This window comes from Candidatus Gracilibacteria bacterium, from assembly GCA_010119145.1.
In the GTDB taxonomy this organism is placed as follows: Bacteria; Patescibacteriota; Gracilibacteria; order BD1-5; family UBA6164; genus JAACSU01.
Window position 1 is genome coordinate 1 of sequence record JAACSU010000009.1, and the last position, 14,045, is coordinate 14,045.

Annotated in this window: 12 protein-coding genes; 7 read left to right on the forward strand and 5 right to left on the reverse strand. The window is 31.9% G+C overall.

Going from position 1 to position 14,045, the window contains the following annotated elements:
• Nucleotides 1–1,190, forward strand: a 1,190-nt coding sequence (locus GW846_05130; GenBank protein ID NDK10129.1) for a hypothetical protein, incomplete at its 5' end; no start/stop codon positions are given.
• A gap of 102 nt (nucleotides 1,191–1,292) precedes the next feature.
• Entirely contained in the window at nucleotides 1,293–2,912 is a 1,620-nt protein-coding gene (locus GW846_05135; protein ID NDK10130.1) for a hypothetical protein, read from the forward strand.
• Between the two features lie 49 nt (nucleotides 2,913–2,961).
• On the opposite strand, the gene GW846_05140 is transcribed toward GW846_05135, so the two are convergent.
• Entirely contained in the window at nucleotides 2,962–4,017 is a 1,056-nt protein-coding gene (locus GW846_05140) for a hypothetical protein (GenBank protein NDK10131.1), read from the reverse strand.
• A gap of 93 nt (nucleotides 4,018–4,110) precedes the next feature.
• Nucleotides 4,111–4,728 carry a hypothetical protein gene (locus tag GW846_05145; protein NDK10132.1) on the reverse strand — a complete coding sequence of 206 codons (618 nt, stop codon included), beginning with the start codon at nucleotides 4,726–4,728 and terminating at the stop codon, nucleotides 4,111–4,113.
• Nucleotides 4,729–5,106: 378 nt separating this feature from the next.
• Between GW846_05145 and GW846_05150 the strand changes: the two genes are divergently transcribed.
• From GW846_05150 to tsaD, 4 genes are read left to right on the forward strand one after another with little or no spacing between them, the layout of a single operon-like run.
• Entirely contained in the window at nucleotides 5,107–6,231 is a 1,125-nt protein-coding gene (locus tag GW846_05150; protein ID NDK10133.1) for a prepilin-type N-terminal cleavage/methylation domain-containing protein, read from the forward strand.
• A gap of 1 nt (nucleotide 6,232) precedes the next feature.
• A complete protein-coding gene (locus tag GW846_05155) occupies nucleotides 6,233–7,129 on the forward strand; it encodes a hypothetical protein (protein NDK10134.1) in 897 nt (298 codons plus the stop codon).
• A 6-nt stretch (nucleotides 7,130–7,135) separates the two neighbouring features.
• Entirely contained in the window at nucleotides 7,136–8,140 is a 1,005-nt protein-coding gene (locus GW846_05160) for an RluA family pseudouridine synthase (GenBank protein ID NDK10135.1), read from the forward strand.
• A 1-nt stretch (nucleotide 8,141) separates the two neighbouring features.
• Nucleotides 8,142–9,146, forward strand: a complete 1,005-nt coding sequence (gene tsaD, locus GW846_05165; GenBank protein NDK10136.1) for a tRNA (adenosine(37)-N6)-threonylcarbamoyltransferase complex transferase subunit TsaD — start codon at nucleotides 8,142–8,144, stop codon at nucleotides 9,144–9,146.
• A gap of 40 nt (nucleotides 9,147–9,186) precedes the next feature.
• Here the strand turns inward: tsaD and GW846_05170 are convergent, their stop codons facing one another.
• A complete protein-coding gene (locus tag GW846_05170; protein ID NDK10137.1) occupies nucleotides 9,187–9,789 on the reverse strand; it encodes a hypothetical protein in 603 nt (200 codons plus the stop codon).
• Between the two features lie 67 nt (nucleotides 9,790–9,856).
• Entirely contained in the window at nucleotides 9,857–10,252 is a 396-nt protein-coding gene (locus GW846_05175; protein ID NDK10138.1) for a hypothetical protein, read from the reverse strand.
• A 78-nt stretch (nucleotides 10,253–10,330) separates the two neighbouring features.
• Here GW846_05175 and GW846_05180 point away from each other — a divergent pair, with 78 nt between their 5' ends.
• Nucleotides 10,331–11,608 (forward strand): tyrosine--tRNA ligase, encoded by a 1,278-nt coding sequence (locus GW846_05180; GenBank protein NDK10139.1) that lies wholly within the window; start codon nucleotides 10,331–10,333, stop codon nucleotides 11,606–11,608.
• 42 nt (nucleotides 11,609–11,650) lie between these two features.
• Here the strand turns inward: GW846_05180 and GW846_05185 are convergent, their stop codons facing one another.
• The gene (locus GW846_05185) at nucleotides 11,651–12,898 is read right to left on the reverse strand and encodes a PKD domain-containing protein (GenBank protein ID NDK10140.1); all 1,248 of its coding nucleotides are present in this window, start codon (nucleotides 12,896–12,898) and stop codon (nucleotides 11,651–11,653) included.
• Between the last annotated feature and the right edge of the window lie 1,147 nt (nucleotides 12,899–14,045).

Consider the following 14,045-nt stretch of genomic DNA (forward strand, 5'->3'; position numbering starts at 1 on the left):
ATATTTGAGATGGTTCAACTATTACAAATATTGATGGAGCAAATATACAAAATGGAACGATTACTTGAAACAAGATTGCGAATAACTCAATCAATTCAAACCATATAATTGATAGAGCTATAGCATCAATCGATATTGCACTGAATGCTATTACAAATAGCGAATTAGCTCCAAATTCAGTAAATAGTTGAAATATTATTGATGGACAAGTAAATTCAGCAGATGTAGCAACAAATGCTATTTGAAACAGTGAACTACTTAATACAGACACATTTGATGTAAATTCAATCAGAGCATCAAATGGAAGATATAGAATGTGAAGTTGAGATCAACAACTTGCGTGAGACAATAATAGTGCTATTTATGCAGATTCAAATAATGACACAAATACTCAAATGGTATTTAGAGATAGACAATGAACGCAATATGGGAGAGTGTTTTGATCATGAGATGGAAGTACTTTCTGACTCTTAGATGGAGATGGAAACTGGAGTTATCAAGCAGAAAAAGATACCTTTACTTGATTTAGGGTTAATAATGATGAAAAAATGAGAATTCTTTCAAATGGAAGAATTGGTATAGGAACAAATAATCCAAGCCAAATGCTTGAGGTAAATGGAAATGTACAAGCAATATGATTTAGAGGAGATGGTGCAAATGTTACAAATATAAATGGTGACAATATTCAAGATGGAACTATAGATTCAAGTGAAATCGAAAATAATTCTATAACATGAAATGATATTGCTCCCAATGCAATTAGAAATAGTGAACTTGCTACTGGAGCTGTTGAAAGTATAAATATACAAAACTACTCTATAGAAGGTATTGATATAGCTGCAAATACTATTACAGCTTGAAAGATAGCAGCCAATAGTATTAGAGGGAGTGAACTTGATAATACTTCTGGTTTTACTATGGCAGGTCTCACAGTTACTGGGACTATAAAATGAAAGTTTGCTTGTAGAGTAGTAGATTCAGGTTGGAACTTCCCTGGAAATTCTACAGCTTCATGTGCAGCAAATGAATTTGTAATGTCATGATGAGCACAGTGTTATGTTGCTCGAGATGACATGATTTCTTTGAGTCAACCACTCTCAGATTTATCTTGATGGACTGCAGATTGTAGTACATATTTATGAAATAATGCTTCACAAAGAGCCTACGCAGTATGTTGTGATAAAAATTAATAATATTAAATCCCCATCAGTGGGGATTTTTTTGTGCAAATTTGATTTAAGTCTCATTAATATGATATACTTTAAGTAAGTTTATATATTTACATATTTTATATGAAAATTATTATCTCGATATTTGTGCTACTTTTTGTTTGTACAAATACTATCTACGCAGCGACTGATGCTGAAGTAAATACAAAGATTCAAAAAGTACAAGCTGTTGCTACTTGAGTTCCTGCAGCCCCAACGTGAATGGATCAAAAAGGTTTTGTCTGAGAAATTATAGCAAATATATTTGATACAAGTGCTGGAGTCAGAGCAATAAAAAATGTTTTTATTGCAGCCCTCCGAAATCTCTGAACAGGACTGAATAACAATGTCCCAAAATGGAATGGAAATGCTTTTGCTCCTGGTATTATTACTGATACCTGAACAAGAATTGGTATAAATGATACGACTCCAAGTTTTGAACTGGATGTGAATGGAAGTGTGAGAGCAATATGAAATATTACCGCAGCAAGATATATTTGAGATGGTTCAACTATTACAAATATTGATGGAGCAAATATACAAAATGGAACGATTACTTGAAACAAGATTGCGAATAACTCAATCAATTCTAATCATATAATCAATAGAGAAATCGCTACCTTAGATATAGCACTGAATGCAATTACCAATAATGAACTTGCGAACAATTCTGTGAATAGTCTCAATATTATAGATGGACAAGTATCTTCAGCAGATGTCGCATCAAATGCTATTTGAAACAGTGAAATAAATAACACTGCTACATTTGAAGTAAATTCTATAATTGCAGCTAACGGAAGATACAGAATGTGAACAGGAAATCAGCAAATCGCATGAAACAACGATAACAAACTCTTTGTGGATTCTAACAATGATACTAATACTCAGATTGTACTGAGAGATAAACAAAGTACTCAATACGGAATAGTTTACGGTTCAAATAATGGTTCAAGTTTTTGACTATTGGATGGAGATGGAAACTGGAGTTATCAAGCAGAAAAAGATTCTTTTACTTGATTTAGAATAAATAATGATGAAAAGATGAGAATCCTCTCAAATGGGAGAATTGGTATTGGAACAAGTAACCCAAACCAAATGCTTGAAGTAGCCTGAAGTATTCAAGCTGTTTGATTTGTGGGAGATGGTTCAAATATTACAGACATCAAAGGTGATAATATTAGAGATGGTACTATAGATACTTCAGAAATCAAAGATGGTACATTAACATGAGTAGACATCAAAGATGGTACAATTACCTGAGCAGATATTGAAGCTGGATCAATTGGGGGAGGAAGACTTGATAGTGATTCAAACTTTAAAATGAATATATTGACACTTACTTGAACTCCAACCAATGGAAATCATGCTGTTACAAAAGGTTATGTTGATAGTTTAGTATCTTGAAGAGTAGATTATTGACAAGTTATTAGAAAATCTGATTCCCCTGAAAGATATGAGGTAACATTTTATAAACCTTTTGAATCTATACCAGAAGTACAAGTTATGATATCAGACATGACTTTTGATTGAAAATGTAAGAATTCTGGTTTTAGTTTAAATCCAATAGCTACATCGATAACTAAGACTAAATTTAATATTGAAATTCCATATCGAGTTGAATGATGTGAAACATATTATTTAACAAAACTAAGTTGGGTAGCTGGGGAAAACTTGGATAAAAGTAAGATTAAAAAACTTCCATAATTCAAAATACAAAAAAAAATCTTACAGTAAAGTAAGATTTTTTTTTGTATTATGATTTTGCTGCGTAGAAGTTACGACCTACTCTTTCTATAGCTTTTTTATTTTGAAGATTCATATAGATAGTAGTCTTCTTAACGTTTCGAACTTTTAATACTTTTTTGATGATATCTTCTGTATTCATAGGTCCTCCGTTTTTAGAAAGAATATCAAGAATAACATCAAGTACTGTTCCTGGTTTGAATCACCATTCTTTCAGAGCGTATATACCACGACCGATGAGAATAAACTCTTCGTTTCTGATAAGCTCGTTGTGGATTGTATTAATTTTAACAGCTTCTCATAAATATTCTGAAATCTTATTTGAAATATCGATAAAGTGCATTGGGACTTTCTCTTTTTTCATAACATAGATTACTTTGTCTTTCAGAGTTTTTGGATTGAGAATTTTCCATCTTGTGAGACCGATGAGTACTTCTTCTCATTTTACTATATCTTCAAAAATATCTAAAACACTATCTATAAATACATTTTCTAGTTGAGAGTGTTCTTCTAAAAGAGATTCTTGTATTTCACAGTAGAGCTCAGTTCGCTCCATAACATCTTTTTTTCTCTTGAGTATTTTTACAGCTTCTCTATGAACTGCATCTATAGTTTTTTTTGTAATATCTGGAAGAGTAAAATAAGTTTCTGTTCCAAGTCGTGGTTTTGATTTAACGATTTCAAAGTCAGATTGTACTATGACTTCTAAAATATGAGCGTTAATATCTTTTGAAAGATTGAGTTCGCTTATGAGAGCTCAAATGATTTTTTCTCTTGTGAGCACTCATCCATGATGAGCCATAAGTTCTCGAGCCATTTCTTGTATTTCTGCAAGTTCTGTAGCTTTAATAATTCTACCTACTTTTTTAATTCATGCATCTTCTATTTGTCGTACTCTCTCTCGAGTAATAGCCGGTTTAAAAGAATTTCCGATATTTTGAAGTGTTTCCTTTTCTCCGTTTAATCCTATTCTTCGTTCGATAACCATTCTTTCTTTTTCTGAAAGAGAGCTCAGCACATCAGAAAATGATTTCTCGATTGTATTACGTGTTAGAGTTGCTTGCATTGAATTAATTTAGGTATCTAATGAATAAAATATAATTGTTGTAGAGCAAAAGTCAAAGTTTTTTTCTAAAGTGTCATACTTTGTTCGTAGGCTTTAGAAAGGGAGTTTCATATTATCTCGGTTGGGCTCAAGCTCACTACCATAGTCTTGATTTTTTATTTCACTGGTATAACTTCATTTAATATTTTTTCTATATTCTTTTTTTAGAATAAGCGATCAAATGAGAATCACTATTGCTCCTGTGATACATAGAATTATTCATTTTCAATATCAAATATCACTTGAAAATGTTTGAAGTCCTCTCATATAAAATAATCATTGGAGGCAGAGTATCATAATGAGAATCGAACCATAAAAACAAGCTGCAAAATCATATATGTGGATAAGAGAGAAGGAATGAAACTTTTCTTTTTTTCGAATTGAAAATATGGAGAAACAAATAAATCATAGTATGAGTAAAATAAAAAATCATGTATATCACACCAGTGCAGAAAAACTGTTTACTCACGATATTTGTGTATTTCAAGATGAAACTATACTCACTTCTGAGTTTACCCAAATGATGAAAAGAGATACTAAACTGATTGAGACTCATGCGAGTGAGATCTTTCCTCAATCACTAATATGTGATGTTTTGAAACGAAGTTGTTCTTGAATAATTCAGAGATTTTTTTGAACTGCTCGAATGATTTTTTTATTTTTTGATGCCATTTGCTGAGATATTGAATTAATATTTTATATAAATTGAGTGAATTATCATTTACTCGTCACATCTTTTGTGTATAATGAATCGTGTTAATTTCTATCATATACTGGAGTGATAAAAACTCAAGAAAAAAAAGATATCGATAATATTTTTTTTGATATAATCTGTGTGTTCCTCAGTTTTGCTATGAGTATGTTTCGCTCGATCAAAGTTTTTTTTTGATGAAAGCATCCAAGTCGGCAATCATTTTTTTTTAGAATTTTAGATTTTTTTATTATTCACTGGCCTGCGTACTTTAAAAAACATAAAAATCTCTACAGCGTAAGTCGTTTGCTGTGAGATAGTATTCATCATTTATTTTTACATAAAAAATCTAACAACACATGATTCAATTGAAAAAAATAAATTTGTGATTCAGTCTTGTTGAGGTATTAGTTGGAATACTGATAGTCACATTTGTTATGCTTGCTTGATTTCAAGCACTGGCTTCAGTATGAGTTTGAAAAATTAAACTCATTGAACAAAGTACGATAGAAAAAGAGGCGTTTTATGCAGGTGAAAAGTTTTTTGAAATGATAAAAACAGGTTGAACACTCGATTATGAAGAATATTGGAATAGATTTAGTTACAATACCGTTTTTACGGCAGGGCATTATCAAAATGAAAGTCGTTTCTGAAATGACGGAGTAAGATACTACTGTACGAGTTGAAACTGAGTATCACAAGCATTGACGTGAAGTGGATGTTTAACAAGTTCGACGCGCAAGCGTAATGCAGATGGAACAGTATTCACAAATACTAACTTAAGACAAAGATACGGTCAATACGAAGATCAGTTTATTGATTACAATAGTGATTACGATGCATCTTGAACGGTGCATGGAGACGAAGATGGAAACGGATTTGTGTATGGGGATGCTGATGATTTATTTCTTTGAATTGGTCCTGAAGCTTTTACTAATGGAATCGACGTATGAGAACTGTATCTGATTAATAAGGCCTGAGATGAGCGAACATTTTTTAGATGGAATGTATGACTTGATCCTGATAGACCAACGTGAGCGACTTGTACTGGGACAAAAGTTATGACCTGAACGGGATGTCTTTGAACCATTGAGTTCATCAAGTTAGTAGGTCGTGATTGGTGAGATGATCACAATGCTGCAATTTCAGATATCAGTCAGGGTGATGGTAAAATCGATACGTGGCTCATAGACAATGATTTTACCAATACACCAAATACTCTTGCAAGTGCTGGAACTGATGCATATTGGCAATCTATATTTCCAAACAATATTCATATATCAAAGCTAGAGTTTTATATCGCACCATATAAAAGTTTAGAATATTCATGGAGAGATAGAGATCCGATGATAAAAATTGCACCATACGTTCAATTGCATATGGTAATTCAGCCAAGTTGGAAGGAAAAAAGAAAAATCACTGGAACTACTCCATCTGTAGAACTCTCAACGACTATACAACTCAGTAACTTAAATTTTCAATAATATGAAACATACAGCCTCAAAATCTTGATTTTCAATTGTTCTCGCACTCTGACTTACTGTTTTTTTTAGTTTCATTGGATTATATCTCCTAGAATATATGATTCCTTATAGTCGTAATGTGAGTGGTATAGAAAATGCAAGTAATGCTTTTTATCAATGATATGCTGGACTAGAACAATGAATATATGCACATTCACTTAAAACAGTGACAACATATTGAAATGAAATAAATGCTTCAGGATGAGACTTGAATATAAATTATGCGTATTCTTCTACATCTTCAGGTACAATTATACCAAGTACTGGTCAATGAGATAGTGAATATGATCAGAATTTTAATAGAATATCTCCAGATAATGTAGCTCAATTTCTCGTTGGAAATAATAGAATTAGTGCACCACTTACTCTGAGGGTACAAATTCCCGATTTAGATGGAGTTTGATGATTAAATGAACAGTTTAATACGACACAAAATGATGACATACTTGTATGGCAACTTTCATCAGATACAGCATCTCTTACGACACTTTCTTGATCTTTAATTACAGAAACACAGATTCAATGATGAAGTTCCGGGTATAGTTTCAATATTTGGCCAAGAACTTGAACGAACTTAGATGGGATATCTAATGAAACTTTTTGAAGTTTTTATGGTTCAAATTGTTGATCATGAAGTGAATGTGTTCTGACTCTGAGTATTGTTAATCCATTAGTCCTTATAAACAATCAGACACAACTTTCTTTCTTAGAATATAGACTTACTTCTAACGGAGCTATTCCACTTCCTGCTACTGCAATAGTTTCAGTTTGAAAATCAAGATGATTTGCAAAGAAGCTTGAAGTGCAAGTTCCTCAGCTTTCTACGAATTCAGCTTTTTGATTTACTATTTTTCAATAATTTTTTATGCAGTCTTTTCAAATTTTAAAAAATGATTCAGAGCAACGGCTCGATTCTTTTTTGAAAAAACTTTTTCCTCAGGCGAGTCTGAGTTTTATCTTTAAAAGTATTCGAACTGGAAAAATAAAAGTTATAACTTTAGACGAACAAAAAACGAAACAAAAACCTGAATATAAACTCTCGACATGAGAAACTGTAAATGTATATCTCGGTGAAACAGAAATACAGAGTTTGAGAGAAAATATAAAAGATAATGTTGTAGTATCTCAGGATAAAAAACTTCATAAAAAAGATATAATATTTGAAGATGAGTATCTTTTAATACTCAATAAAAATCCAGGAATCAATGTACATCCATGAGACCATAAATCAGAGGAGGTATCACTCATTGAGCAAGTTCAGGATTATTACGCTCAAAAACTTGATAGTCTGACCTTTAGTCCTTCACTTGCTCACAGAATTGATCGTGATACCTCATGAGTTATTGTCATCGCAAAACAAAAACAAGCACTCGTGCAAATAGTCCAGGATTTTAAAGAAAAAAATGCCCTTAAAAAAATGTATTTTACTGTAGTAATTGGCAAACTCTCTCATCAATCGTGAACGATTAAAAAATCACTCGCTCGAAGAGAAAAAGCTCATAATGAAAATAAAATACATATTTCAGAAAGCTGACAAGAAGCAATTACGCACTACAAAGTTTTAGATGAATATATACTCCAACTTCCAGAATGAGAAGTTACATTATCAGCTGTAGAGGTACAAATCGAAACTGGGAGAATGCATCAAATTCGAGTCCATATGGCACATATTTGAAACCCAATTTTATGAGATAAGACGTATTGAGACAAGAAACTTAATAGTTATTTTGAAAAAAATTATTACATTCAAAGACAAATGCTTCATGCTTGGAAGTTAGAGCTCATGCATCCTATAAAAAAGAAAGCACTTAAAATACAAGCTCCTCTCAAAGCTGATATGCAAAAATTTATAGATAGTATTAAAAAATAAAATGAAAATCTTAGCATTTGAGACATCATGTGATGATACGAGTATAGCTCTTTTTGAAAACGAGGTGCTTATTTGTATGCACACAAAATCTCAAATAAAAATCCATAATCTCACAGGTTGAGTTGTTCCAGAAGTTGCGAGTCGGGAACATGCAAATGTTATTTTTGACGTACTCGCGCACGTTCTGAGTGAAGCAAATACTGAACTTAGAGATATAGACTATATTGCAGTGACGACGCATCCGGGACTCGTCCCATCACTTCTTACAGGTATTACGGTTGCTTCCACTCTCTCAGAAACCCTTCAGATTCCTATACTTCCCATTGATCACATTCAGGCACATATATTTTCTAATTTTTTAGAGAGAAAAGAATCACAAATTTCTTTTCCACTTGTATGTCTCACGGTTTCTGGCTGACATAACGAAGTGTATTATATGTCAGATATGTGGACACGAGTGAAACTTGGGCAAACCCAAGATGATGCAGCTGGAGAAGCGTTTGATAAAGTAGCGAAAATGATGTGACTTGAATATCCAGGTTGACCTATTATTTCAAATCTCGCATCTCAGTTTACACAAGAATGAAAAAATCTCTTTCCAAGAGTATTTTTAGAAAAATCTGCATTTTGATTTAGTTTTTCAGGTCTGAAAAGTGCAGTAAAACGTGAAGTAGACAAAAGAGGAGTCCTCACGCAAGATGATAAAATAGAATTATCATTCGAATTTCAATCAGCCGTGAACGAAGTACTCAGCTACAAACTCATTGAAGCTGCTCAGCAAAAATGAGTATCTACTGTCATGCTTGCTGGATGAGTCAGCGCAAATGATGATTTGAATCAGAGAATACAATCATCATCTCAAAAATTATGACTAAAATTTTATGCTCCAGTGAAAAAGCTCTATTGTATGGATAATGCTGCGATGATAGGAATACTGGCGTATTACAAAATAAAATACTGAGAATTTGAACATCATATAGGTTCTGTTGAAGTGGGGAAATGGTAAAAAAATAATTTAAAAAAAACTCAAGTTCGCTTGAGTTTTTTTAATCGAGTTTTTCTTTCACTTTGAGAGTATCTTTGATAAAGATATTTCATTTTTCCCTGAGTATATTATGTATGAGTTTATCTCAATATGAGAGTCTATTGAAAAAATCCTCTGTAGAGATAATCGCAAATTTCACTTTTCTATCAAAGAATATAGATTGTAAAAATTCTGAAAATCATTCTCTCTCTATTTCTCCAATCATAAATATATCAAGTATAGCTTTGCCATCTTCAAAGAGTTTTTTTTCAATACTCTTATTTACGATGACGACTTCAAGTAGATTTTGAGTTTTGAAATACTTCTTTACTTCATCGAGTGGATTATAGGTCTTGAGAAAAATATTCTCAAATTCATCAATGAGATAAAAATTGGTATTGATAGTAAATATTTTTTTTCTCAGTTCGGTTCGTGACCGAAGAACTCACAGTTCTTCTAAGTTATCAAGTTCTCTTTTTACAGAATTTATTTGTTCATCCAATTCTCTTGCGAGTCCTCGCATATGGTATCACTGGTTTCCTCATGCATAGTAATCTAAAAAAAACTTCTCAAGAAGTTTTGCTCTACATTTTGATCAGAATATTTTCCAAAGATCGATTTTCATCGCGTTGTTCTAAAAAATTGTATGCTTGTAATATAGCATAAATATGATTACTTGCAAAAGATATGTTTTAGAATGCCTGCTTTTGCAACATAGATTCAACATCTTTATACCAAATTTGTCATGGAAGAAAATGGTAATGTAGATGTTCTAAACTTCTTCCCGAAAGAGACTCCCTCATAAAAGTGAAATAATCAGAGTTTTTAAAATAACTAAACATATAATGCTCTACATTTTTATAGTCTAGATACTGAACATCTGAAAGATCTTTTGCAAATATAACATGCTCTTTAGGAATCGCCATACAGTGATTATCTAGACCAAGAATTGGATATTTATTTTTTATTATTTTCCAATGTTTTGTTTCATAGAGTATATTTTCTGCTTCCTGACACAGTGGACAATTTGAGGCTCATAAATCTGTAGGCTTATTTTTTTCCCAGTATTCTCGACTTTGCGTATTCATAAATTTTAATGCTTAGTTTGCGATAGTATTATTTTTGTTTATTATAAGAGAAATACTTTTAACTCGCAAGAAAATATTATGAAACTCAAAGAACATTTACAAGAAAGGGGATATTTATACCAATACTCTAGCGATGATATATTTGAAAAATTAGAACAATGATCTGAAAAATTTTATGTGTGATTTGATCCAACAGCTGATTCGCTTCATATGTGAAACTTTATAGGATTTATGACTGCTGTGCAACTCATGCTTAAATGAAACAAATATTATGCACTTGTTGGTGGAGCTACAGGTATGGTATGAGATCCAGGAGGAAAAGAATCTGAGAGAACATTTCTCGATGAAGCAACTCTGGAGAAAAATGTCGCTGCTATATGAAATCAATTTACAACTATTTTAACAAGACTTTCAGAAAATACTGGAAAAAAACTCGATTTTGAAATTGTAAATAATCTTGATTTTTACGTGTGAGTATCATATCTAGATTTCCTCAGGGAAGTTTGAAAATTTCATACCGTGAATCAAATGATGTCGAAGGATACGGTAAAAAAACGTATAGAGGATCCAACAAAGTCTATTTCTTATACTGAGTTTTCGTATATGTTGTTGCAAGGATTTGACTATTATTATCTCCATAAAAACATGTGAGTGAATCTGCAAATGGGAGGACAGGATCAATGGGGAAATCTGGTAACAGGGATTGAACTCATTCGTAAAAAAACAGAAGACGAAACCTACGTCTTTACTTGGCCACTTATTACTGATGCCAGTTGAAAAAAATTTGGAAAATCTGAATGAAATGCACTTTTTTTAGATAGAAATAAAACAAGACCATATGCTATTTATCAGTATTTTATGAATACAGAAGATGCTGATGTAGAACGCTACTTGAAACTTTTGACTCTATTAGATTCTGAGTATATAGCATCAATATTAGAGGAACATTCAAAATCACCAGAGCAGAGACTTGGGCAAAAAAGACTTGCATACGAAGTTGTGAAAATAATACATTGAGAAGAAGAAGCGAAACTTGCAGCAAATATTACTGAATTTTTATTTGGAGAGTGAGATAAAATAGAACTCCTTACAAAACTAAATGCAGATGAACTCAAGAGTTTTAGTACTGAAATAGGATGATTGATATATAGTTCTCAGAATCTCTTTGAATTATTTATAGAATCATGACTTGAAAAATCAGGAGGTAGTGCGAGACAAAGTATTAGTTCTGGGGCATTAGCACTCAATGAACAAAAAATTACAGATACAAATTATGATTTTTCAAATGATTTTATTCATTGAAAATTTTTACTCATTAGAAAATGAAAGAAAAATTATAGAATAATCTTGAAATAATATATAAAAAAACTCTTCAAGTTTGGAGAGTTTTTTTATCTATTATTTTTTTTCTATAATTTCTACTTCAATCGTATCACTAATAGAATTATTATTTACAAAGTCTGCTCGAAGTGTCACGGTATAAAATCAGGCTTTGGTATATGCGTGAGATGGATTAGCATCAGTTGATATATTTCCATCCCCAAAGTCCCAGAAATATTCAATAATCTGTCCAGCACTTTCAGCAGAAGAGAAGTCTATTCATTGGTCTACTGGAGCTCTTTTTAAACTTGGAGATATCTTTACATCTTGAGGAGCTGGTAAGAGTATAAGTTTTTTCTCAAGAGAAAATTCTTTTCCAGTTTGTCAGATAACAGTGAGTTTAATCGTGTAGTCTCAAGCTTTTGCATATCTATGACCTGGATTAATGGCATCTCTCTCCTCCACAATTCAATCTCAATAATCATAGACAAATTTAATAATGTTATCATCTTTTATATAACTCTTTGATGCATCAAATCTCACACTGACTGGAGCATAGTTACTAGAGTTCTCTATTTCTAAACTAAGAATTGCATCTTTTTTAACAGCTTGAATATATATAAATTCAGTGAGAGAAATAATATCATCAGTATTTCGACGATGTTTGAAATTGTAAGTTACGGCGAGGGTATTGTTTCATTCTCGTCCAACTTCTAGGGTATAGTTTTTACCAGTAGATTCTATATCTTTATCATTTCAGACATCCCATGAAACAGTATCGAGCGAATATGAAATATTAGTAGGTCTCACGTATCTCGCATCAAACTTTAGAGTACTTGGAACTCAAATCTCATCAATAAAGTACTCATGAGATCTCGTTTCGTATTTTAGATTACTCGGTTGTTCATTTGTAGCCTCATTTGTAATTATAAGAAACTCCTTGAGTTCTACATCTTTTTGGAGGGTGATGGTACTATTTAAAGTAAATGTTTTTCACAGAGAATCAGTCATCACGACAGATACATTTTTTTCTCAATAATTTTGAAATACATGTGTGAGAACGGGAGCTTGATTAGATTTTTCTAAATTTGAAGTCAACGAATAACTTCTATCTCATATTTTCCAATCATATTTTTCAATAAATCAGTTAGAGAAACTTGTTTGAGGATTGAGAACGCTAAATTCATATTCTAAGTCATTTTCGAGTGAAGCTTCATAAGATATTTCTCAGCTCATTTCTCCATCTATTTCAGCTTGAATTACAAATACTTTATCAATAGATTCTTCATCACTTCCATTTCTGAGAACAGAGAGTCAAATGTACATAGTTTCAAAAAATATTTTACCCGGGATAAATTCAAATCCATCATTATTGTAGGACCATTCTTCATATTCGACAGTTTCGTTATCCGTTTTTGGACTTTTAAAATACCATTTTACAGATCATATGTCTTTTATACTTGAGGCATCAAAGGCTACTTTTTTTCATCAGTTGTTTGTGATGGTTTCTGTATATTTTACGATATGAGAAATTGAAACGGTTGGAATACTTGTGAGCTCTTGAACCACTTCCTGTCCATTTCTATCTATTCCTATTGCTTCTACACGTATTTCATAGTTTCAAACTCTGTCAAAACTCTGAATAACAACTGGAGTAAATGACTCAACTACTGTCCCTCAAAAGTTCCATACATACTTATTTATAGTGAGACCGCTTCGTTCTTGGTTGTTTTGAAAATTTGTAAGATCAAAATTTAGATTTACAGGTCAGATAAGATTTTTAGTTTCGCTTAACAGTGCTTCACTGTCACTGAAATCTGGACTGACGAGTAAAGCATTATCAAATATTTTGAGATCACCGTAGGCTTGTTCTTGCCAGTTTGGAAGTTGTTTGATTTTTTGATCAACATACATCCAAGCTGTTGCCGTTGAAAATGTGATAATGAGTAAAAATACTGAAAGTAGAGCGTAGAGTATTTTCTTTCTTTTAAATACTTTTTTAGTCAGAAAGAATTTAAACAAACATACTGATAGAATCAGTGTGAGAATAAATAAGAGAATAGAAAATATAATGGTAACAATTTGAGATATAAATGAGTTTATATCATTGAGACTTATCCCAAGACTGGAAAAGAACTGTACATCGTCAACGGTTTTAGCGTTTATAACAATAAAACTTATAAAACTTCATCCTAAAATGAGCATTACAAAAAATATTGCTGCAAAAAACCACAAAATAGTAGAAAGTGGAACTTTCTTTTTTACTTCGTTACTCGTTTGAGTATTAAGTTTCGTTTTAAGCCATATTCTCTCTCCATTTTTTCATGGAACTGTTTTAGTTAATAAGATATAGTTCTTTTTTCAAATGGTGAGTTTTCATTTTCACTCTTGAGTATTTCATGTATTTTCAACTACTAGCCCTGCAAGTTGTTTTATTTTAAGTAAAATATTGGTATAGGTCGCAAATTTAATG